The 22773-nt window shown below is 60.3% G+C and carries 18 protein-coding genes; 8 read left to right on the plus strand and 10 right to left on the minus strand.

The window, feature by feature from the left end:
* Positions 1 to 61 precede the first annotated feature (61 nt).
* The gene (locus CK219_RS05525) at positions 62 to 1150 is read left to right on the plus strand and encodes a glycosyltransferase family 4 protein (RefSeq protein ID WP_095765764.1); all 1089 of its coding nucleotides are present in this window, start codon (positions 62 to 64) and stop codon (positions 1148 to 1150) included.
* On the plus strand, positions 1147 to 1911 hold the full coding sequence (locus CK219_RS05530) for a polysaccharide deacetylase family protein (RefSeq protein ID WP_095765765.1): 765 nt from the start codon (positions 1147 to 1149) through the stop codon (positions 1909 to 1911). The genes CK219_RS05525 and CK219_RS05530 overlap by 4 nt, the downstream gene beginning before the upstream one ends.
* Before the next feature lies 1 nt (position 1912).
* Here the strand turns inward: CK219_RS05530 and CK219_RS05535 are convergent, their stop codons facing one another.
* The 3 genes from CK219_RS05535 to CK219_RS05545 all read right to left on the minus strand — a co-directional run bounded on the left by CK219_RS05535 (position 1913) and on the right by CK219_RS05545 (position 6252).
* Entirely contained in the window at positions 1913 to 2767 is an 855-nt protein-coding gene (locus tag CK219_RS05535; RefSeq protein ID WP_095765766.1) for an MBL fold metallo-hydrolase, read from the minus strand.
* A 133-nt stretch (positions 2768 to 2900) separates the two neighbouring features.
* On the minus strand, positions 2901 to 3350 hold the full coding sequence (locus CK219_RS05540; protein WP_095765767.1) for a cyclic nucleotide-binding domain-containing protein: 450 nt from the start codon (positions 3348 to 3350) through the stop codon (positions 2901 to 2903).
* A 187-nt stretch (positions 3351 to 3537) separates the two neighbouring features.
* On the minus strand, positions 3538 to 6252 hold the full coding sequence (locus tag CK219_RS05545; RefSeq protein WP_095765768.1) for an ABC transporter ATP-binding protein: 2715 nt from the start codon (positions 6250 to 6252) through the stop codon (positions 3538 to 3540).
* A gap of 162 nt (positions 6253 to 6414) precedes the next feature.
* Here CK219_RS05545 and CK219_RS05550 point away from each other — a divergent pair, with 162 nt between their 5' ends.
* Complete coding sequence (locus CK219_RS05550; RefSeq protein WP_095766170.1) at positions 6415 to 7086, plus strand: class I SAM-dependent methyltransferase; 672 nt, start codon at positions 6415 to 6417, stop codon at positions 7084 to 7086.
* 129 nt (positions 7087 to 7215) lie between these two features.
* On the opposite strand, the gene CK219_RS05555 is transcribed toward CK219_RS05550, so the two are convergent.
* The 4 genes from CK219_RS05555 to CK219_RS05570 form a co-directional block, all read right to left on the minus strand.
* Positions 7216 to 8382 (minus strand): glycosyltransferase family protein, encoded by a 1167-nt coding sequence (locus tag CK219_RS05555; RefSeq protein ID WP_095766171.1) that lies wholly within the window; start codon positions 8380 to 8382, stop codon positions 7216 to 7218.
* Positions 8379 to 9623 (minus strand): glycosyltransferase, encoded by a 1245-nt coding sequence (locus CK219_RS05560; RefSeq protein ID WP_095765769.1) that lies wholly within the window; start codon positions 9621 to 9623, stop codon positions 8379 to 8381. Before CK219_RS05560 ends, CK219_RS05555 begins: the two co-directional genes overlap by 4 nt.
* A gap of 1 nt (position 9624) precedes the next feature.
* On the minus strand, positions 9625 to 10839 hold the full coding sequence (locus tag CK219_RS05565; protein ID WP_095765770.1) for a glycosyltransferase family protein: 1215 nt from the start codon (positions 10837 to 10839) through the stop codon (positions 9625 to 9627).
* Positions 10840 to 11000: 161 nt separating this feature from the next.
* Positions 11001 to 11327, minus strand: coding sequence for a hypothetical protein (locus tag CK219_RS05570; protein ID WP_095765771.1), 327 nt, complete (start codon positions 11325 to 11327; stop codon positions 11001 to 11003).
* 24 nt (positions 11328 to 11351) lie between these two features.
* Here CK219_RS05570 and CK219_RS05575 point away from each other — a divergent pair, with 24 nt between their 5' ends.
* The 5 genes from CK219_RS05575 to CK219_RS05595 all read left to right on the plus strand — a co-directional run bounded on the left by CK219_RS05575 (position 11352) and on the right by CK219_RS05595 (position 17802).
* Complete coding sequence (locus CK219_RS05575) at positions 11352 to 12038, plus strand: hypothetical protein (RefSeq protein WP_224545057.1); 687 nt, start codon at positions 11352 to 11354, stop codon at positions 12036 to 12038.
* Positions 12039 to 12045: 7 nt separating this feature from the next.
* Complete coding sequence (locus CK219_RS05580) at positions 12046 to 15093, plus strand: OmpA family protein (RefSeq protein WP_095765773.1); 3048 nt, start codon at positions 12046 to 12048, stop codon at positions 15091 to 15093.
* A gap of 13 nt (positions 15094 to 15106) precedes the next feature.
* Positions 15107 to 15601 carry a Rab family GTPase gene (locus CK219_RS05585; RefSeq protein ID WP_095765774.1) on the plus strand — a complete coding sequence of 165 codons (495 nt, stop codon included), beginning with the start codon at positions 15107 to 15109 and terminating at the stop codon, positions 15599 to 15601.
* A gap of 3 nt (positions 15602 to 15604) precedes the next feature.
* A complete protein-coding gene (locus CK219_RS05590) occupies positions 15605 to 16669 on the plus strand; it encodes an adenylate/guanylate cyclase domain-containing protein (protein WP_095765775.1) in 1065 nt (354 codons plus the stop codon).
* Between the two features lie 65 nt (positions 16670 to 16734).
* On the plus strand, positions 16735 to 17802 hold the full coding sequence (locus CK219_RS05595) for a cyclic nucleotide-gated potassium channel (RefSeq protein WP_095765776.1): 1068 nt from the start codon (positions 16735 to 16737) through the stop codon (positions 17800 to 17802).
* 174 nt (positions 17803 to 17976) lie between these two features.
* On the opposite strand, the gene CK219_RS31950 is transcribed toward CK219_RS05595, so the two are convergent.
* From CK219_RS31950 to CK219_RS32550, 3 genes are all read right to left on the minus strand, one after another.
* On the minus strand, positions 17977 to 18774 hold the full coding sequence (locus CK219_RS31950) for a transposase (protein ID WP_210199990.1): 798 nt from the start codon (positions 18772 to 18774) through the stop codon (positions 17977 to 17979).
* Between the two features lie 1228 nt (positions 18775 to 20002).
* Complete coding sequence (locus CK219_RS05605; RefSeq protein ID WP_095765777.1) at positions 20003 to 21103, minus strand: LacI family DNA-binding transcriptional regulator; 1101 nt, start codon at positions 21101 to 21103, stop codon at positions 20003 to 20005.
* 112 nt (positions 21104 to 21215) lie between these two features.
* Positions 21216 to 22745 carry an amino acid ABC transporter permease/ATP-binding protein gene (locus CK219_RS32550; RefSeq protein WP_095765778.1) on the minus strand — a complete coding sequence of 510 codons (1530 nt, stop codon included), beginning with the start codon at positions 22743 to 22745 and terminating at the stop codon, positions 21216 to 21218.
* Positions 22746 to 22773: the final 28 nt, after the last annotated feature.

Here is a 22773-nt window from a genome sequence, read left to right on the forward strand (position 1 = left end):
GGTGAAGTCTATCATGCTGCGAAATTGACTTGCGCCGGCTTTCCGATGATAGGGTCCGGCAATGCGAATTGCCTTCTACGCGCCGCTGAAGTCACCCAATGATCCCGTTGCCTCAGGCGATCGCCAGATGGCACGGACGCTGATCAAGGCGCTGGAGCATGGAGGGCATAGCGTCGAACTGGCATCCGAATTGCGCTTCTACCTACGCGAACCGGAGCCGAAAAGTTTCGATGCGCTCAAGATCGAGGCCCGAGAGGAAGCCGCGAGGCTGACAAGGCTTTGGGATCGTGACGGCAAGCCCGATCTCTGGTTCACTTATCATCCCTATTACAAGGCACCCGACCTGATCGGGCCCGAGCTGGCGGCGGCCTTTGCTGTCCCCTATGTGACGGCGGAAGCCTCCTATTCGAGGCGGCGCAACGCCGGTTTGTGGGCCGATACGCAAGCGTTGGTAAGGCGAGCCGTCGAACAGGCGGCACTGAACATCTGCTTCACGCAAAGGGACCGCCAGGGACTGGCGGATGCGGTACCCGGCGCCACTTTCGGCACGCTTTCGCCCTTCATCGACACATCGGCATTCCGTGAAATGCCGGCACGGGGTTGTCCGACGCGCCTTGTTACCATCGCCATGATGCGCCGGGGCGACAAACTCGAAAGCTATCGCATGCTGGCGCAAGCGCTCGGTTCGATCGGTCACCTGCGCTGGACCATGTCGGTCGTCGGGGACGGGCCTGCCCGTGACGAGGTTAAAGCGCAATTCGCCGGCTTGCCCGCCGACCGTATCGAATGGCTTGGCGCGATTGAGCCGGCCGCCGTGCCGGATGTCCTCTACAGTGGGGGAATTTACGTCTGGCCGGGTTTCGGCGAGGCCTATGGTGTTGCCTATCTTGAAGCACAGGCCGCCGGCCTTCCGGTGGTGGCTCAGGACATCGCCGGCGTGCCGGAGGTCGTGCGGGATGGCCAGGCCGGGTTCCTCACCCCGCCGGGCGATGTGACGGCGTTCGCTTCTGCCATTGAAAGGCTTCTGGCCCGTAACGACGAAAGAACCATCATGGCCGCAGAAGCCAGACGTTTCATCCTCGAGGAGCGCTCGCTCGATACGGCGGCGGCGCGTCTGGCCGAACTTCTTGCGAAGATCCCGGTCTCATGACATCCGATCCGATCTGGCAACCTTTGTTGGAAGAACTGGCGCGCTGGCAACGGGAGGACCGTAAGGCAGAGTTCTGGCTGCGCGATGATGACGCCGTGGATCCAACGCCTGCGCTTGATCGGCTGCTCGACCTCACCGGTGAATTCGGGGTTCTGGTCACCCTGGCCGTCATTCCAGCCCTGACTGATGAGAAGCTTGTCGTCCGGCTTGACGAGGCGCCGCATGCCACGGTCGCCATCCATGGCTGGGCGCACCGAAATCATGCGCCCGAGGACCAGAAAAAGCAGGAACTCGGCCCGCATCGGCCACCCGAGGCGGTGCTCGATGATCTGGCTCGCGGGCTCTCTCGCATAACCGGCTTGCACGGCGCACGTGCCGTTCCGATGCTGGTGCCACCCTGGAACAGGATCGACGCCGGCTTGGTATCCGACCTTGGGTCGATAGGATTTGCGGCACTGTCGGTCTTTGGGCCGCCGAGGCCGGCTTCGCTGGCGGTCATCAACAGCAATGTCGACATCATGGATTGGCATGGCACGCGCGGCTGCCGCGATCATGGCCTATTGGTTCAGGCCGTCGCCGCGCAATTGCGGCATGCATTCGACGGCGGCGAACCGGTCGGCCTGCTCACCCATCATCTCGTGCATGATGAATCGGCCTGGCTTTTCCTCGAACGGCTGTTCGCCGTCACCGCACGCAATGCAGCCTGTGCATGGCATCCGATCAGGACATTGATCGGGCGCAGCGCCAGCAGAGGAAAATAGCTCAGCCCGCTTTGTGCGATAAGACTGGAAATTCGAGCGTCTGACCATCCCGCGCGGCAAAAGAGCCGGCAAACCTGTTCTTGGCCAGTTTCTCGATCTCGTCCAGTTCCTCGTCGGTGCGCGCCGGATCGTGGTGAACCAGCGCAAGCTCCCGCGCACGGGCCGCCTCGCAGAGCCTGACCCCCTGTTGCCATGTCGAGTGCCCGTTCCCGCGGTAGCGTTCCATTTCCTCCTCGGTGTAGGCGCAATCGTAAATGACGAGGTCGGCATCTTCGATTAGGCCGAGCACCGCCTGATCGAGTTTACCCGACTCATGTTCGGTGTCTGTGATCACCGCCACGACGCGGCCACCCCATTCGACCCGATAGCCTATACAGCCACCGGGATGGGTGAGACTGCCGGTTCGGATCACCACCCCTTCACGCGGCCGAAGCACGTCTCCTGACACGAAATCGCAATAGTCGAGGCTTGCCTTGCAGACGTCCAGTCTCACCGGAAACCAAGGCGGCCGCATGAACTCATCGACCATCTGTCGGGTCGTCATGCGTCCTGCAAGATGCCCGGACCAAAGCCTGACTTTGACGCTGCGGTCATAGATCGGCTTAAATGCCGGCAGCCCGATGATGTGGTCATAATGGCAGTGGGTGAAAAACAGGTCGAAATCGGTCACGCCCGACGCCCGAAGCGCCCAGCCGGCAGGCCGCAAGCCGGAGCCGGCGTCGAACAGAAGCGTATGCTTGCCGCATCGCATCTCAATGCAGATCGTGTTGCCGCCATAGCGGGAGAAGTCTGGCCCCGATACCGAAATGCTGCCGCGGACGCCCCAAAACCTGACCAGGAAAACGTCGTCGTCCATGCAAGCCCTTCATAGTCCCCTAGGCCATCGTAGCCAAACAACTGCTGCTAGGCGAGACAGGTTTTCCTCCTGATGACCTTGTCCATGAGAGGTCAGTGCCATCACGACGGCAAGGATCGGCGCAAATCATTCGTTATTTGGCGCTTCGTGCGTCGATCAGATCCGCGGTCGTATGGCTTAGGCGATCGGCGAGAACCCGAACCATCTCGACGGTCATTTCCGGGAACTCCTTCATAAGCCTCAGGAAATGATCCTTGCGAATTCTCAAGGCTTCCACCGGACTTGCGGCTCTGACGGTGGCCGTGCGGGAGCTGTTGCACAATATGGCGATCTCGCCAACGATCGAATTTGGCAGCAGTTCGGCAACTTTTATCGGTCCGCTCTCGGAATCGACCAGAATATCGGCCTTGCCTGAAAGGATGACATAGGCGGCGTCTCCCTCGTCGCCCTGCCGGAAAAGGATCTGGCCGGCGCTGTAGCTTACGCGATCAGATGTGAACGCAAGCAGCTTGAGCTTTGCCGGCTCGATGCCAGAGAACAAGGGAACGCGTTGCAGCATTCCGACCTCATCCTTGAGCAGCATTGTCGCAAACCTCCCAAAATTCACGTCTGCCAGACTAGAACAACCGACATCCAGATGGAATCAATTCTGCTTGCGGATAGCGGGACGAACCGCGCGAACGTGGCGGCCTGATCAGTTGGAAACCTTAATCTCTTGAGCTTGCAGCAAGTTCCCATCGGCGGAACGATCCCATCTGAATGTCCGGGCTCTATGACAGCAGTTCCTTGAAAATACCGCTCCCCGCCAAAAGCGTCTCGTGTGGTCCGTCTTCCACCAAACGACCCGAGTCGAAGACGACAACGCGATCGAACATCATCGCCATTGCCGGATTCGTCACGACCCACACAATTGCCGGCGAACGGCCGTCGCGTCTGGCTTCCTCGAGCACGTTTTGCAGCACCTTTTCTTGTACGCGCTGGTCGAGCGCCGACAGCGGCCGGTTGAAAATGAGAAAATCGGGACGCTTGAGCAGGGCCCGGGCAACATCGAGCTTCTGTCGCTGTCCACTGGTCAACCGCCTGCCGCCGGCGCCGACGTTGAAGTCCAAGCCGACATCCAGCAGTTCGGCATAAAGCCCCAGTTCATCAAGAATATCATAGACGATGGAGCGTATGCGGTCCGGCGCATCGGGATGGTTGCTGCCCAGACGCCCGAACAGGACATTGTCCATGACAGTAGCCGCAGCAATGTATTTGGCAGGATCGTAGCGTTCGACGGCGTTTTGCAGCTCGGGCGGCAGGTCTTCATAGAACTGGTTGCGTGCGGCGACGATCTTGTTCATCAATTCGTCGCTGAGCAGGCCGAAGCGATGCCGGGGCTCGATATAGGCAAAGCTCAGGGTGACGATCATGGCGCGGTCGTTCTCCGAGACCGTCTCGTAGGGACGGTTCTTGAGCCGTTGCAGCAAGGTTTCGTAGGCTGGTATCTCCTCGGCGCTCATGAAGGCGAGCTGCTGGAAGAACTGGTGATCGGGCGGCAGGTCGGCAAACAGCTCGATCGCTTGTTTGGCGATATCCATGCCCATTTCGTAGAGCATGCGATCGAGGCCGGCTTGCATCAGCACCGACGCGAAATAAGGATTGGCCGCCAGAGCCCTGTCGGCCAGCTCCGGGCCGGCGGCAGCGCCGAAGAGCAGGTTCTGGCCGATCGTTGCTTCCTTATTGTAGGCGCCCGGTTCGAAAGGAACCACCAGTCCGCTCAATCCTTCGTGTTCCAGCCGGGTTCGCAGCGCCGCACGCAATTCGACGATCCGCCCGGCAAGTTCCGTGTGACGCGTGAGGTCGGCCGAAGAACGCAAGCCTAGATCCAAAATGTCGCGCGACAGAAGAACCGCGTCGAGCACCTGGCGCACGGCTTCAAAGAGGTCGTGCGGGCCGGTAGCGCCGACGGAAGCATAGTCGATCCAGTCGCTGTGGATATCAAGGTCCGGGTTGCCTGATCGGCGCGCCTCGTGGATGTTCCAGCGGTGCTGGTCCGCCGCGGCACCGTCATAAGTCACCGACGTCAGCGGCGCATGCTTCAACCCGTAGAGCAGATTGTCGCGGAGGCTTGCCTGGAACAGGAAAACATCCGACGAGGCATAGGACATGCGCCGACCGGTCACTGCTTCGGGGAGTTCAAGCAGGTCGTCGGCACCCGAAGCGACCCTTCCGCTTTCCGGCCAGTTCAGCCGCGCGAAGGCCTCTGCAAGCGCCTCCGCTCCACCTGTTGAGGTGCTGACCAGCGCCACCGTCTCCCCCGGCTTGACCTGGAGGGAGATACGGTCGAGGAGCATTGCACCGCCATCGTCTGCCATGGACAGACCGATCGCCGACAGGGGGTTGGTCATCGGACCGGGATCGTCGATCGTCAGTGCCCCGATTCGCGGCGCAATGAGACCCTCGACGGTGAATTGTTCGACGACCTGCTGGTATTTGACCTGGACATCCTGCCGGTCCTGATCCCAGTCGATCAGTTCCTTCATCGGTCCGGGCAGGTCCTTGTAGGCGCCGATCACGGCCACGAGCTGACCGACGTCCAGCCGCCCCCGAATGACCAGATACCCGCCGACCATGTAGAACAGAAAGGGCGTGATCTGCGCGAGAAAATTGTTGAGGAACTTCACCATGAATTTCCATTGGTAAAGATCGAAGCGGATCTTGAAGATGAGCCCGAGCCGGGCAGCTATGTCGGCGCGCTCGTAGTTTGACGTATCATGGACGTGAACCGCGCCGATGCCGTCGACGATTTCGCCGACGCGGCCCGATAGCGCGCGCGCCGTCAACTGCCGTTTGCGCCCGAGCACGATCAGCCGCCGCCGCATTCGCGGGATCAGCACGATCTGGATCAAGACGATCACGGCGGCGATCATTCCGAGCCAGAAGTTCTGGACCACGATGAACAGCATGGCCGTCACCGCCTGGCCGCCGAGCAGCACCGGCTGCAGGAAAGCATCGCCGATGAAACCGCCCAGCGGCTCCACCTCGTCCTTCACCATGGTTGCCACCTCGGCGGATTTCACACGCTTGAAATAACGCGGCGGAAACCGCAGCACACGATCGACCAGTTCGAAGCGGATACGGCGCAGCATCCGTTCACCGAGGCGGCCCTTGTAGGTGTTGATGTAGAATTTGAACAGGCCGTTGATGATGACCAGCAGGAGGAACACAAGGCTCAGGGCAAGCAGCGTCGTCGTGCGGTCGAGCTGAAAGCCAGGAAAGAACTGGACCTCTCCGATGAACGGCAGGTTATAGTGTAGCCTCATGAATGGCTGGGTCGCGCCCGGCTGCTCGAAGCCGCGACCTTGGATCGGGCCGTTGACAATCAACTTCGGCAGGTCAAAGGACATGAAATACGGGATCATCGAAAGCAAGACGATAACCAATATCCAGAGCTGCTGCTTCTTGGTGTGCGTCCAGATATAGCGAGCCAGGCTGGGTTCCATATGCGACTGCGGACCTTCAGTTTAAAGAACAAAGTAAAAGCATCAGCTGGTGGACGGCGCATCGGCAATCATCACCGGCGACATGTTCGAAGCCTGCGAGGCGGCTTGGCGGGGCAAGATTGCGTTGTGTCGCCCGAAATCCCAACGTACAAGGCGAATATGATGGATGTCACGCAACCGCGCAATGCCGGCATGGACGGGCACGAGCAGGCCTTGGACCTCACGCGGGGAATTGCTGCCTATGTCAACCACCCTCTCGTGGCAGGGCTGGCGCGCGTCATCGCCAAACATCCCAAGGCCGACATCGCCAACGCCTTCAACCACAAGCAGGTGGCCTGCAAGATGTGGGCGCTCGACAGGCTGTTCGAAAGCTGCGGCGGGCGCTTCGGGCGCATATGGGTTCTGGGCGGATGGTACGGCATATTGCCGGCAATGCTTTTCAACGACCCCCGCTTCGATATTGCGGCAGTCGATAGCATCGACATCGATCCCGAAGTCGCGCCAGTTGCCCGGACCCTCAACCGGGAAGCCGGCGGCCGGTTCCGGGCGCTAACAGCAGATATGTACGCACTCGACTATGCGGCCGGGCCGTCCGATCTGATAGTCAATACGAGCTGCGAGCACATAGCCGATCTGCGTGCCTGGCTCGCCCTGCTTCCGCGGGGCACGAATGTACTGCTGCAATCAAATGACTATTTCAGCGAGCCGACGCACATCAACTGCGTGGCTTCACTTGCAGCTCTCGAAGCAATGGCGGCGCTGCGGGAAATACGATTCTCTGGCGAACTACCGACAAAAAATTATTCGCGCTTCATGCTAATTGGAACTGTTTGATGCATTTCGCCCAAAAGCGCGTCGCGGTTTTAGGACAACGACATGCATCAAAACAAAGACTTAAAGCGCGGCGCCTGAATCCGGTTCAGCGCGACGCGCTTTAGGCCCCGCCATCTGCTTGATCATGTCCTATTCCGAGACCGGGCCCCATTTTAGGGACCGTGTTCGATGCCGCTCGCACAGGATTTGCGCCGAGTGACGCGCCCCTTCCAGATCGAGACGATGCGCGGACGGCCTCGGTGCCACAAGCGCCTGTTCGATCGCCTGCGCCAAACCTTCAGGCGTCAGGTCCTTTTCCATCAGCACCGTTGCAAGCCCGAGTTCTTCGAGCATCAGGGCGCGAACTGTTTGTTCGGTTTCCCCGCCGGCTGCAAACGGCACGAGCAGGGAGCGACAACCCGCGCGCAGGACATCGCAGACCGTGTTGTAACCCGCCTGCGAGACCGACAGGCGGGCGCCGGTCAGCAAGCTGGCAAAATCCTCGCGGAAGCGGAAGATGGACAGGCTCGGCGTGGCATCGCGTGCGATCGCGTCAAACTCGTCTTTCGGCAGGTTGGGGCCGGTGATCAAACACCATTTCCAGCCATTGTTGGCATTCCGCGCCGCTGCGATGGTGGAACCGACAAGGCCCCTTCCGGCAGCCCCGCCGCCAACCGACACCAGAATGTCGAAGCGCTCGGTGGCCGCGGGCGATGGCGGCGCGGCAACGAGCCCTGTGTAGGTGACCTCGGCCCTGATTGCCCCAGCCAGCGGAAATGTCTTGTCGATGGTTGCGAAAGCCGGATCGCCGTGGACCATGACAAGGTCGAAATGCCTGTTGATGAGATCGACCGTTTCCTCATTTCGGCCCGGCTTGACGCGCTCCTGAAGGATATCACGGACGGACGTCACCAGCAGCGGCCTGGGCGACGTCGCGTCGATGGCCTCGATCAGCGGCAAGAGTTCGAAACGCATCTGCCGGCGTCCAAATGGAAACGCCTCGACAATGACGATATCAGGCCTGCAATCCAGGAATGCCTGCAGCAGCATTCCTGAACGCCGTTTCTTGAAATCATCGTCGATGGGTTTGCCCTGCAGGTCGACAAGTCCGGAAAATCCTTCATCACCGGAGGTGACGGGTGGCAGGGACACAGATTTTACACCCAGTCCTGGAAACCCCGCGATCGACGCTCCGCCAGTCACCACGGTTACGTCAAACCCGTCATCGACCAGCGCCGCCGCAATGCGGCTGGCGCGCGCGAGATGGCCGATACCGAGGAGGTGCTGGACATAGAAGAAAGCGCGCAGTCGCTTCATTCGGCGGCCCGCCACTCCCGCTCGAACAGTTCCTTGAGCTGTCCAATGCTAGCCATATGGTCGAAATTGCAGCGCACGTACTGCTCCGCGGCGTCGCCGAGGCGGGCGCGCAGCACGGGATCACGGATCAGGCGCTCCAGCGCCTCTGCCAGGGCAATTGGGTTTTCCGTCGGAACCAGCAGCCCGGTTTCATCCGGCGATAAAAGCTCCGGCACGCCGGAAATATCGGTCGACACGCAGGCAAGCCGCTGGCTGGCCGCCTCCACCAGGACATTCGGCAGACCGTCCCGGTCGCCATTTGCGGTGATCCTGCAGGCCAGGGCGAAGATGTCGGCGAACCGGTAGTGCTCAAGCACCTCCTCTTGCGCAAGCGCGCCCTTCCAGGAGACGCGTCCATCCAGTCCGAGCTTTTGCGCCAGCGCCTTGAGCCGTTCCAGTTCCTCGCCGCCGCCGATATGCTCGAAACGCCACGCCAAATCGCCAGGCAAGAGGGCAAGGGCCTCCAGCAAGGTATCGTAACCTTTCTTTGCAACGGCGCGCCCGACGCTCAGAATGATGACCGGTTCGTCCGGCGCCGAGCCGTCCCGCTGTTTTCGCGCCTCGCCGAAACTGCCGAAGCGATCAAGGTCGAGCCCATGGTAGCTCAGATGCACGGACGAGTTGCCATTGGCGAGTTCGTTCAGACGGTCGAAGCCGGTTTTCGTGCAAGTGACCGTCCAGCGCGCCGAGGAAAGCTTGCCGGCCAGATCCCAGTCCGCCGAAGTCCAAATGTCCTTGGCATGGGCTGAGCAGCTCCAGGGCAGACTACGAAGCAGGCTGGCATAGCGCGTCACCGAGGCCGGCGTGTGCGCGAAATGTGCATGCAGCCATCCCGCGTCTTGCGGCCATTCGGCCGCCAGCACGAGCGCTTGCCCGAAGCGGCGCACGCGATTGCGCGTAAAGTCGCGGGGGATATCGGCAGCCAGCGATCCGAGCGCGCGCCAGAACCCCGGCCGCAGCAGATAGGCAAACAGCGAGCGAACCACGCGCAGCGGCTCGTGATGCAGATATTCCGGCAGATAATGGACGGGCGCTTTGATCTCGTCATGCACGGGGTGGCGTTTTGCGTCGGTCGGCCGCCTGAGCGCGACGAGTATCAGGTCGAATCCCGCGCGCTCCAGACCGAGCAGTTCCTGCGCGATGAAGGTTTCCGACAGCCGCGGATAGCCCTTCAGAACCACGACGATCTTGCGACGTTGCAACTCAGCTCATTCCCTCAATGACCGAAAGGTGAGGGCTGGCCCGCCGATCGAGCAGTTCTGCAACGATTTCGGAAATATGAGGCAGCCCTTCCAGCCTCAGATGCGGATTGCTCTGGGATGGGCGGGGCCGGTCCGGTAGCGCCACCAGTGCATCGGCAAACCGCTGGGAATCCTTGGCTTCGTCCGGCAAAAGCATCTCGATGAGGCCGAGTTCGGCTGCGCGCCGAGCTCGGATCAGTTGTTCCTGGCGGGGCTCGACGCGCGGCACGATCAGCGCCGGCTTGTCGAAAGACAGTATCTCGCAATAGGTGTTGTAACCACCCATTGCCACTACCGCCTTGGCGCCGGCAATCAGGTCTTCCATGCGGTTGTCGAACTCGATCATCTTGACGCAGGGGATCTTGGACCCCTTCTTGAGCAGCTTGTTGCGCTTGCGCGCCGGCATGTAAGGCCCAAGCACGATCAGGGCCCTATGCTGCAATTGCGGGTCCTGCTGATAGGCATCGATGACGTCGTGGATCAGTTCCGCGCCGTCACCGCCGCCCCCCGTGGTAACGAGGATATACTCGCCCTCGGGCCGGTGGCCGGGCAACTCGTTCCGCTGCAGGCTCCGTTGCAGGAAGCCGACGAACCGCATCTTTGCCCTGACAGCCGGCGGCACATCCAAGCCGGTCAACGGATCGTAGAAATCCGGCGGGCCATAGGCCCAGACCTTGTCGTAGAACAGGCCTATCTTGCGCATCACATCCCTGCGTGCCCACTCTGCTTCGAGCAGATGCGGCGCATCCATCACCTCGCGCAGGCCAAGCACGAGCGTGGTACCTCGCGTCTTGAGGTAGGACAGCGTGTCCTCGATCTCACCGCGCAGGCCGAGCGGTTCCTTGTCGACGATGAAGATTTCCGGCCGGAAGGTCTCGGCTGTGTGGCGGATGATCGACTGCCGCATCCTGAGCGTCTCATGCAGATCGATATCCTTTTCCAGCGAGGTGTATTCGCCGTTGCGCAACTTGATGACGCTGGGGATCTTCACGAAGTCGACACGGGCGCGATAGTCGAAGGCGCCGGCGATAGGCGCGCCTGAAATGATCAGCACCTGAAGTCCGCGGAAATCCTCGACCAGCGAATGCGCGATCGTCCGGCAGCGCTGCAAGTGGCCGAGCCCGAACGTGTCGTGGCTATACATGAGAATTCGAGCGTCTTGTACGTGCTGCGTCATTATTGAACGTCTTTCAGAATTCTCGCGTTGAGAACCGGGGACGACCCGCTGGATTCGAAACCACCCTCGCGAGCCCACCGACCTGTTGTGAAACATGAGGGCAAAATTTTCAATTTGTATTCCTCAAGGGGTCCATATGCTGAAGCGGGAGCCGCACCCGCTCAGTTGCCCGCTTGCCACGGATCATGAAGAACCTGCACCATTCGCTCGTATTGATCATCCCCGATTTTCCATCTTTGGCTGCCGGCCCTGAGCGCTGCCGCCGTCGTTACGCGGTTGATCGCCTTGCGGTTGAACGCCCGTGAGCGCAGAGATTGCGGACCGTCACACTGCTTCGACGACCCCGCGCCTGCCGGCTTGATCGCTGATAAGTCGCGGCCGCTTTTAAGATGGAATCGCTCCAACTTCCATTGCCACGTCGGTGACGTGGCGTTCGGCTGGGTCAAACCAACGGATTCCGTCTTGCGGGCTTGGTATTTGTCTGACATAGTTTACCATCTCCTAATGTTGCAGTGGGTAATTGGGGCACAGAAATGGCGAAGGAATCTTCGAGTGCCGCTTCTTCGGCAAGTAAAGCGGACGCAAATCTGATAGGTAATGCAGAGGGAAACGGGCTGAACTTCATGGCCTCCCAGGCTCGCGAGGGCGGGGCCGGCGGTGATGCTCCAGGTGTCGACAAGATACGCGATCTTTTGTTCGGCAATCAGATGCAGGACTACGACCGCCGTTTCTCCAAGCTTGAAGAGCGGTTCCTGCAACGCTTCAAGGATGTCGAGTCCGAAACCAAGCGCAATCTTGAAACCTACGAGTCGAATGCCAAGAAGCAGGTCGACTCGCTGGCGACGCAGTTGCGCAACGAAAAGGATGCGCGCGCCGAGGCCGACAAGGAGATCGACCGCAATCTTCGCGATCAAAACCAGGCGCTCGAAAAGCAGGTGCGCGCCTTGTCGGACCAATTGAGCGAGCTCGAGCGTGAATTCGCGGATCGCATGAGCAGAAGCGACCATTTGCTGCGCGAGGAAATCAAGCAGAAGAACGAAAGCGCTCAAATGCTGATGGAGAAGATCTTTTCCGATCTCAGCAACGTCAAGACTGACCGGAATCTTCTGGCCGGCCTGTTCGTCGAGGTCGCGAAATGTCTCAACCAGGATCCCGTCGGCAGCAAGGGCAATTCGGAGCGTGGCTGGAAAGTGAGTTGATCGGAACTTGACGTCGAGCGTCGAACCAATCAGCCTATCTCAAAGACAAGCTTCGAACGATACCGGTATTGATCGCGAGGCTTTGGCCCGCCTTTTGGTGGAAATTGCCCGGAACGTCGATCCCGACAACCGTGCCCTTTACGAAGGCGTTCCGGCCGCCGATCATCGGCTTGAAAGACTCCGCCAACTGCTCGTCGGCGGCGAGATCTCGGAGCTGTCACGCGTTACGCACCTGCTCGACGAACCCGAGCAGCTTGCCGCCGCGGTGGGAAACGTTCTGCCCGAAGCAACGGCGCGCGCGTCCCATGCGCAACTCGGCGAGGCCCTTGCCCCGGCCGTCGAGAGAGCCGCGCAGCGGTCCATCCAAAAGAACCCGAACACGCTGACCGATATATTGTATCCGGTTTTTCTGCCGGCCATTCGCAAGTCGATCGGCGAAAAGATCGACCAGACCTTCCAGTCGTTGAATGAGTCTCTGAGGCATATATTCACTTGGCATGGGTTGAAGTGGAGGTTTGAAGCCTGGCGAACGGGGACAAGCTTCTCGGCAGTTGTTCTCAAGCATTCTCTTATCTATCGCGTGGAACATGTCTTTCTCATCAGTCGCGCTTCTGGGCTCCTGATTGCGCATGTAACATCCCAAGACGCAACCAGCGAAGACCCTCAACTGATTTCCTCGATGCTGAGCGCCATCCAGGATTTTGTGAAGGACTCTTTCAAAGAGAAGGAAAACAGCGGCCTCGACACCATCCGGTTTGGGGAACTTCGCCTCTGGTCGGAAGTCGGACAGTTTGCGACCCTGGTTGCGGTGATCCGGGGAAATCCTCCGGAGGAACTGCATGAAGTCATCCGCGACGTACTGCTTCGCATCCATCAAGAATCCTCGCGAGCCCTGGAGCGGTTCGACGGCGATAGTTCCCAGTTGCCCGGCGTGGAGACGCAGTTGCAGACCTGCGTCGAGCTGCAGCACATAGATACGAAAGAGGGATTTCCGTGGCTGGTGGTGACGGCGGTCCTGCTGGCATTGATCGTGGGGGGCGGCTGGTTCTTTCTGTCCTGGCAATCCGCACACCGCTGGCAGACCTACCTGTCGCGGCTGGCAGCCCAACCGGGCATCGTCGTTTCGGACCAAAAAATCCGTGGCGGCGAGTTCTATGTCGCCGGCCTGAGAGACCCGCTCGCCGCGGACCCACAGTCGCTGCTGCCGGGAACGGAGGTCGATCCCGCCCGCGTTCATTCAAACTGGCACTTCTATCAGAGCATCGAGCCGGAATTCGTGCTGAAGCGGCTGTCGGCGTCGCTGGCGCCGCCGGATTCGGTAAGACTCTCGGTCGTCGATGATCGCATCGTCGCCGAGGGCGAGGCGACCACCACGTGGATCGACCGGGCGCGGGCCGCTGCCCAGCAGCTTTCGGCAGGCGGCCCAGTCTTCGACATTTCCGGGGTCAGCGATGTGAGCGCCGAGGAGCGCTGGCAGGCCTACGTGTCGCAACTGGAGACCCAGCCTGGCATCATCGTCGCCGATCACAACGTGCGCGACGGCCAATTCTACATTACAGGTCTGAGAGACCCGCTTGCCGCCGACCCAAGGTCGCTGTTGGCGGGAACGCAGGTCGATCCCGCGCGTGTTCATGCAAGCTGGCAATTCTACCAGAGCCTTGAGCCGCAGTTCGTGCTTAAACGGCTGACGGCCTCGCTTGCTCCGCCGGATTCGGTGCGGCTTTCAGTCGTCAATGATCGCATCGTTGCCGCGGGCGTAGCCACCACCGCGTGGATCAACCGGGCGCGCGCGGCCGCCCAGCAGCTTTCAGCCGGCGGCCCGGTCTTCGACATTTCCGGGGTCCGTGATGTAAGCCCCGAGGAGCGCTGGCAGGCCTATGTGTCGCGCCTGGAGGCGCAGCCCGGCATCATCGTCGCCCAACAGAATGTGCGCGATGGCCAATTCTATATTGCCGGCCTGAGAGACCCGCTTGCCGTCGACCCGCAGTCGCTGCTGTCCGGGACGCAGGTCGATCCCGCGCGCGTTCATGCCAGCTGGCAATTCTATCAGAGCCTTGAGCCGCAGTTCGTCTTGAAGCGGCTAACGGCGTCGCTGTATCCGATGGATAAAGTGCGACTTTCAATCGTCAAAGGTCGCATTGTTGCCGAGGGTGAGGCTCCCGACACCTGGATAGATCGGGCGCGCGCAGCGGCAAGACAGCTGTCAGAAGGCGGGCCGGAGTTCGACATCTCCAAGGTTCGTGATGTGAGCCCCGATGCACGCGCGGCGGAGCATTGGCAGTATTATGTGTCGCGACTTGAGGCTGAACCGGGAATCATCGTCGCTCAGCAATCGGCGAGGGGCGGAGATTTCTACATTTCCGGTCTGAGAGATCCTCTTGCCGTCGACCCAAAAGCTCTGCTGTCCGGAACACAGGTCGATCCCGCTCGCGTTCATTCACAGTGGCAATTCTATCAGAGTCTTGATCCGAAGTTCGTGGTGAAGCGGCTGACGGCGTCGCTGTCCCCGCCGAAATCGGTTCGGCTTTCGATCGTCCAGGGTCGCATCGTCGTTGTGGGCGAGGCACCTGCCGGCTGGATCGGCCGAGCGCGGGCCGCCGCCGACCAACTTTCGGCGGACGGAGTGGTTCTGGATGTCTCGCAGCTGAGCGAGCTAAACCTTGCAGAGCTTAATCAGTTGAGAGAGGCCATCCAGACGACCGATATTTTCTTCTCTTCCGGTAGAGTTGTCCCGGGACCGGAGCAGACGCCGGTGCTCGACAGACTGGCTGATCAGCTGAAGGAATTCGCAGAAAATGCCCACAAGGCAGGCGTGACGGCGCGGTTCATGTTGACCGGCCATTCGGACATAACGGGTCGCGAGACGGCCAACGCGTCGATCAGCGCCGCCCGCGCCGAGACAGTTCGCGCGCTTCTCAACAAGCGCGGCGTCGCTCCGGAACTCCTGCAGGTTCGGGGCGCCGGCACCTTCGAGCCGGCGGTGCCCGAAAATGAAAATAGCCGAACTGGGAACTCCACCAATCGCCGGGTTTCGGTTACGGTGAACCTAGAGTAGCGCGGAGCCCAGGATGCTGCAAAAAAAGATCTGCATGTTGGGCGGGTTCGCCGTCGGCAAGACCAGCTTGGTGCGCAGGTTCGTCCAAAGCATCTTCTCGGAAAACTACCTGACCACGGTCGGCGTCAAGATCGACAAGAAGAGCGTCGCGTTTCCGGACAAGACAGTGGACCTGATCTTGTGGGATCTGGCCGGCGAAGACGATATCGGCTCGTTCCGCGTCAGCTATGTGCGAGGCGCGACCGGGCTCGTGCTGGTCGCCGATGGAACCCGGCCAGCCACTCTTGCGGTGGCGCTCACGCTGCGCGAACGGTGCGAGGCCGAATTCGGCGCCATGCCGTTCATATTGCTGTTCAACAAGTCCGACCTGACTGATCGGTGGGCGGTACCGGAGGGCGAGATCGACGAACTCAAGCAACGTGGATGGCAGATCTATCTGACGAGCGCGCTTTCGGGCGAACATGTCGACGATGCGTTTCGTCAGCTTGCTTCGATGGTCGCCAACTAGACCATGTCCAGTTTGCCGAAAGAAGTCAGAAGCTGGATATACGACTTCTTCTCGAATGAGCGCTTCGCAGCTTATCTGATGATCGATACCCGGCAATGCATAGAAGCCAAGGGCGGCAATCTCGACTTTTACGGGCTCTCGTCGCTTCGCCTCGGCGAGTCCGTTGCCCAGCAGCTTGAATTCATGGAAGGGCTGCTGCCTTGCCCCGAGCTTCCATTCCATATGCCCATGATGGAACTGCCCGGCGGGCATGTCGCGGACCTTCACTTCTTTGGCGATGGCGACTCGGTGTGGCTGGTCTTTCTCGACGCCACGCCCGAACGCGACCACCAGCAGCGGCTTCAGCAGAAGGCATACGAAATGACGCTTCTGCAGGAGAGGGAGCGTCAACTCAATGCGAAGCTGCAATCGACGAATGAGGCATTGAGGGAGAGCCAGGAGGGTTTGTCGCGCGAGTACCGGCGCGCCGAATCCCTGCTCCTTAACATTCTTCCGGCCTCGATCGCGGAGCGGCTGAAGGCGGACGAGCAAATTGCAGACAACCACGCGGAGGTCAGTGTGCTCTTTGCCGACATCGTCGGTTTTACGGAAAGAGCGCGGAGCGTCGGAGCCACGACGACGCTCGCTATCTTGAATTACTTCTTCAGGGCTGCGGATCTGCTCTCGGAACAGCATGGCTGCGAAAAGATCAAGACCATCGGCGATTGCGTCATGGCGGTCGCTGGCCTGCCCGTCGCGCGACCAGATCACGCGCACGCCCTTGCACATTATGCGCTCGAGCTGCGGGAGGCGGCCAGGTGCGAGCGCTTCGCAGGAGAACCGCTAAGCCTTAGAATTGGAATTCACTCAGGGCCAATCGTCGCGGGCGTCATCGGCAAAAGGCGGTTCGTCTATGACCTGTGGGGCGACACCGTCAATCTCGCCGCGCGCATTCAAAAAGCCGCAGAGCCCGATGAAATCCGTATTTCGGATGCGACTCATCAATTGCTTGGGCCGGAATTTGCTTGCGAGCCGCTCGGGGAAACGGAATTGCGTGGCACAGGTCGCGTGCGAATGTGGCGGCTCTAGGCACCTTTACGCTTGCCTCGAAGGCATCCTATTTTGGAGGGCAGCAGCCACTCGCGGGCATAGAAATGTCGGTACTGCCTTTTGTAAGAATTTACGCGCCGCTCAACGCGGTGCTGGCTGCGCCTGGGCTTCTGGCGGTGGCTGGGCTCACGATACCGGACATGTCCGGACGAAGCAGGCTGGCTCTGGCTGTGGTGCTCGCTGTCATTTGGGGCGCCTATCTCCTGCAAATGGCCGCGACGCTGCTCAAGCGCCAGGCGGGAGACGTTAGGGACAGGACGCCGGCAATCGCCATCGATGTGCTCGCGGTCTTGGTTCCACTCGCCGCATTTCTGCTCGTTGGCACGCCCGACCGGAGCCTCTACTGTGCTGTCTGGCTCCTGAAACCGCTGCGCGACTCGACTTTCTTCCCGGTGCTGGGCAGGGTGCTGGCCAACGAAGCGCGCAACCTGATCGGCGTTACCACGCTCTTCGGCGTCGTTCTGTTCGGTGTCGCTCTCGCGGGCTATGTCATCGAGCGCGATATCCAACCGGAAAAGTTCGGCAGCATCCCCCAGGCAATGTGGTGGGCGGTGGTCACGCTGTCCACCACCGGCTATGGCGACGCTATTCCGCAAAGCTTCGCTGGCCGTGTCCTTGCTGGGGCTGTCATGATGAGTGGCATCGGCATCTTCGCCCTCTGGGCAGGCATTCTTGCCACCGGCTTCTATCAAGAAGTCCGTCGCGGGGACTTTGTCCGTAATTGGCAATTGGTCGCCGCCGTGCCGTTGTTTCAGAAGCTCGGACCGGCCGTGCTGGTCGAGATCGTGCGCGCGTTAAGACCTCGCACCGTGCCGGCGGGCGCCGTGATCTGCCGCAATGGCGAGAGCGGTGACCAGATGTTCTTCGTCGTGGAGGGGCGCGTCAGCGTCGCAACACCGAATCTGGTGGAGCTTGGCCCTGGCGCCTTCTTCGGCGAGATGGCGCTGATCAGCGGCGAACCGCGTATGGCGACCGTCAGCGCCGCAACGGCGGTCTCACTGCTATCGCTGCACTCGTCGGATTTCCAGATGCTATGCGGCAGCAGCCCGGAGATCGCGGAAATCATCCGCAAGACCGCGCTCGAGCGGCGCGGCACGGCGCCGATGCCTTGACGGTACTACGAGGTGCAACTGCGGGACATGTCCATTCCGGCCCCGAATTTCGACCTGGGTAAGGGCGCCGGTTTTTTCGCCATGAGCGTAGACCTCGGTGCGTGTCGGGAAGAAGCTGGTCGGCTGCGTTGTCTCCCTGTTAAAGATTGCCGCCCTGGATCAGAGCTGGAGGGCTCAAATGAGTTCGCCCCTGGTGGCTATGGGTATTGCCTTGCCGATTACCCAAAAAAGGCGAGTTTCGACCGATGGCGATGTATCAAGTTTCTGGCGCAACGGGATGTCTTCAGGACACCGCGACGCGGGTGGTCTTTTCAGTATAGCGAGGCGGTACTCGGCCGTGGAGGGCGTACGACAGCGACATGACCCCGTCCACCCGAACAAGGTAGCAATGCAGCCGGCCAGATCCTCGATCTTGGGCATTAACACTACAGTTGCGGATATCCGCGCCGTTTGTAGTGACAGATGGATGCCGCGGCCTGATGTCGTCGTCGCCACAGCGACCAGGCGATGATGAAGGGCTTTTGTGTCGGTGGGAAGATGAGGATCCGGGCGAGGAGATAGCGGATCTCGGGGACGCTCGGAACGAGCGCAGTCATCCGAATCAGGCGGCGATTGACCCTTTGGACTCGTTTCGTTCGGTTTGCTCCATGCGCTGCGGCGAAGATCGGCCGATAGTTTGGACAGGAACGCCAGGGCGGTCATGCATAGGCTCATGTGGCGATGCCATCCGTGCCAGGACCGAGCCTCGCAATGATCAAGTCCGAGATCATCCTTGGCGCGCTCAAAGCACTCCTCGACCGCCCAGCGCAGGCCGGCCACTGCCGCCAATTCGGCCAAGGAGGAACCGGGCGGGGCGAAGACCAGGTAGTAGGCTTTTTCTCCGGATGTCGATCGCTTGCGGCGGACGAGAAGCCAATGCTCGAAGCCGCCTTTTTGGACCGCCATCTTCTCTCCGTCCAGCAGACGGGTCACGAACTAAGCCGCTCGTCCGTGACGTTACACTCCTTCCAAGGCACCTTGCTCTCCTTGCAAAGGGCCAAAAGTGTAACCCATCTATCCAGAATGAACTGTCACCCATCTCTCGGGAAGGGCACTTCTCCTGATAGTCCCTTTCGCTGAAGCTTCTACGCCGCAGCCTCTGCAAACGGCTGAAATTGTTGGTCTTTTCGGGTCAGTTCGCGAATTTGAGCGCGGTTGGGCCGTTTCGAGCGCATTTGGTCCAACGGCGGGTGGAAATGGTATTCCGTTGCTAATGGACATTCTGATGGTATTGAGACAGCCAAAGGAGATCTGATAAATGGCCCTTTCCGACGTGAAATGCCGGCACGTCGCCCGCTTCCAAACTCGCGAAATTATCTGACGGTGGCGGGCTCCAGCTATGGCCATAAAGTGTATTCGGGAGATCGGCTCGCCAGGGAGACGAATATCGAACGCCCGAAAAACCCACTGACGATCGAACACCACCTGAAATCTTCCCGTTTCGTTCCGTATGGTCTCGCGCCCAGAATGATGTCAGCGATCTGAGCCGTGCCAGGAAGCGCGCCGAACCGCATGAACGTCAGCTAAGCCCGCCTCATTCTCGCCGCGGCGGATGCCGCCGCCCAGCCGGCAAATGCTCATCGCGGCGACGTCAAATAGTCCCGAAAAAGCTTACGAACGTGGAGTCCGCCTGCTGGCGAGATCAGAATAAATCTTGGCAGGGTCGCTATCGTCCTTTTCGATCAGAGACAGTGCTCCGATCGATTGAGCTTGCCGATTTTCATAAGAAATTCAAACTCGTGCATCGGCATACCGATTCCAAGCGAACGGTGCGGTCTCGTTTGGTTTCTTTCGTCACGCTTCGGTCGTCGTGAGTGTCCAACAGGGCGGCCAGCAGACGTAGGCGCAGTTCAGAGTGAACATGCGTTGCATGAGAGGCGGTAAGGCGGTCTGCGCATGACCGATGGTATCGAAGAAGGCCACCGGGGGGTGCCGACTCGATCGCATTGCGTCCGCTTGACGAAAGAGTCGGGTGGGACAAGCAGGCCCTCAGGAGCGGGGTCGCTTCGCGCCGGTCGGCACATGTCGCGTAAACCGCACGACGAAGCGTAGTTCCACCGCTGGTTCAGGCTCGACCAGCAGCGCGGCCGCCTCGGCCACGAGCCGCTGCCGCTCGAAACCGCCGGCATATAATGCCTCAGCGCCTCTCTGGAAAGAACGATTACCGGTCGGTACGAATTGAGATCGAATTGCGTTCCACAAGATGGGCCGACAGAACACGGTGCTCCAGGGGTCTCGTGGCCTCCACCAGCCTCTTCAAGAGGAGTTCGGCCGCCGCCGCTCCAATCAAATGCGCTGGCTGCGCTATGGCGGTGATACCTTGGGCCACGAATTGCATCCAGTCGAGATCGTCGAAGCAAAGCAGCGAAACGTCTTCAGGGATTGCGAGCTTCAACGCGGAGGTCGCCTCCAAAACGCCCGTCGACATCACGCCGTCGGCGGTAAACAGTGCGGACGGCGGATTGCGCATTGTCAACAGATCGAGCGCTTCCTTCCGGGCTGCCTCGCTGGAGTAGACCGCCACGCGGCGTATCAACCGTATGTCAGGCTCGACGCCTGCGGCGCGATGGGCCTCCAAGTAGCCCAACAGCCTCTGCCAGCTCGGATGATGATATCGAACATCAGAGCTGGAGAGATCGGTATTTGCCACAAAGGAGCCGACATCGTCGCGCTGGCCGGGTCCGAGTTCGGCCAGTATGGCAATGCGGTTATGACCGGCCTCGATCATCGTCGCGATGCTGCTGCGCGTTGCAGAGACGTTGTCGACCACGACCGAATCGGTTTCCAGGCCGGCAGTGATGCGATCGAACTGCACGACGGGACAGTGGGCTGCGACAGCCTCCCGCAGATGGTCCGGCTCATCAACAAAGGTCGACGAGACGATTAGCCCGTCAACCTGCTTTTCCAACAGCAGCTGAACCGCCTCTCGCTCGAGTTCGGCATTTTCGTCACTGTTCGTAACGATGACGCCGAAGCCTCCGCTACGCGCGACGTCCCCTATTCCGCGCAGCACGCTCGCATAGAATGGGCTTTCGATGTCGCCGACTACAACTCCGATGGTCTGTGTCTTGCCGGTAATCAAACCTTTGGCCAGGCGGTTGGGGCGGTAGCCCAGCGCGGCTGCGGCGGCGCGCACTTTCTCCTGAACTTCGGGGCTGCTGTAGCCGTAGTCACCAAGTACGCGCCCTGCGGTGGCGGAACTCACCCCGGCCCGGCGAGCGACCTCGATGATGGTTGGGTTCTTCGATGATCTCGGAGTCACTCAGCAAGCCTTGCCGCCCGTGGGTGCATCGTGAAGAGACGAGCTAGCGGCAGCAGACCCTGTCCCGCAAGGCCGAAAACCGCATCACCGGAAGTTGCGCACACCATTGCAGTCATAGCACCTCGGACAGAAAGCGCCGAAGGCGTGGGCTCTGCGGATTGTCGAAAATATCCTGCGGCCGCCCTGCTTCGACGATCCGGCCCTCGTCCATGAACACAACCTGGTTCGCGACCTTGCGAGCGAAATTCATCTCGTGCGTAACGACGACCATGGTCATGCCTCGTTGTCCCAAGTCGGCCATCAAATTCAAGACGCCTTTCACAAGTTCTGGATCCAGAGCGCTGGTAACCTCGTCGAAGAGCATGACTTCAGGTTCGAGCGCCAGTGCCCTCGCGATTGCCACCCGCTGCTGTTGTCCACCCGAAAGATTGGCCGGCCGGTGGTCCTTGCGCTCCAGCAACCCGACCTCCTGCAATCTTGCTTTGGCCACGCTGTCGGCCTTTTCACGTGACATGCCTTTGACCTTGCGCAGTGCCAAAGTAATGTTGGCAAGCGCGCTGCGGTCGGGAAACAGGTTGAACTGCTGGAAAACCATGCCAACGCGGCGGCGAAGCTGGTCGGGGGTAGACTGGTGAATGCTTTCGCCATCGAGCAGAATGTCCCCCGCGCGACACTCGACGAGCCGGTTCAGGCATCGAAGCAACGTTGATTTGCCCGACCCGGATGGTCCGATGAGGCAGGTGACAGTCCCTGGCTCTACTTTCAGACTGACGTCATGCAGGACCTGAAGGTTGCCATAGGCCATATCGACGTTTTTGATTTCAATGCTGCCGCCCTTGAAGGGCGTGGACGTTGCAACGGATGGCTTTGCAACGTCCAGCGCGCCCGCGTCGGCAAGCTCGGCGACTTCCTTAAGCCCGCTTTGCACAGCCACGATACGCTTTCCGATGCGCATGCGCGCATCGATATAGTTGACAAGGTGAGTCAAGGGTACGGTGATCACCAGGTAGAACATGCCGGCCAGCAAAAGCGGCGAGAGGTTGCCGGTCAGAACGGCCTGATCCTGCCCAACCCGGAACAGTTCGCGCTCCGAAGCGAGAAGACCGAGAAAGTAGACAAGACTGGAATCTTTGACGTTGCCGATGAACTGGTTGACCAGCGCCGGCAGCACGCGGCGGATACCTTGGGGAATGACGACCAGCCTCATGCCTTGGCCGTATGTCATGCCGAGCGTGCGCGTGGCGTCGAGTTGTCCGCGCTCGACGCTCTGAATGCCGGCGCGGAAGATTTCTCCTATGTAGGCACCAGCAATCAGGCTCAGCGCTAGAATGCCCAGCGGATAAGGCGACGGACCGAACAGCTCTCGGCCCAGCCGGGCAAAGCCTTGGCCAATGATCAGAATGGTGACGATGGCGGGAAGCCCGCGGAAAATATCGGTGTAGACGCGCGCCAGGAGTTTGAGGACAGGGTTGTCGGATATCCCCATGATGGCCAGCACGATTCCTATCAGCGTGCCGAAGAATGTCGAGGCAAGGGCCAGGATCAGGGTGTTCTTGAGGCCGACCATGACCATGTTCGGCAGAACTTCCGCCATGGCCTGGAAATCGAGGAAGCTGCGCGAGAAGGTATCGAACCAGCTCATATCAGGCCCTTCTGTAGTTCGACCGGGC

Source organism: Mesorhizobium sp. WSM4313, from assembly GCF_002294725.1.
Classification (GTDB): Bacteria; Pseudomonadota; Alphaproteobacteria; order Rhizobiales; family Rhizobiaceae; genus Mesorhizobium.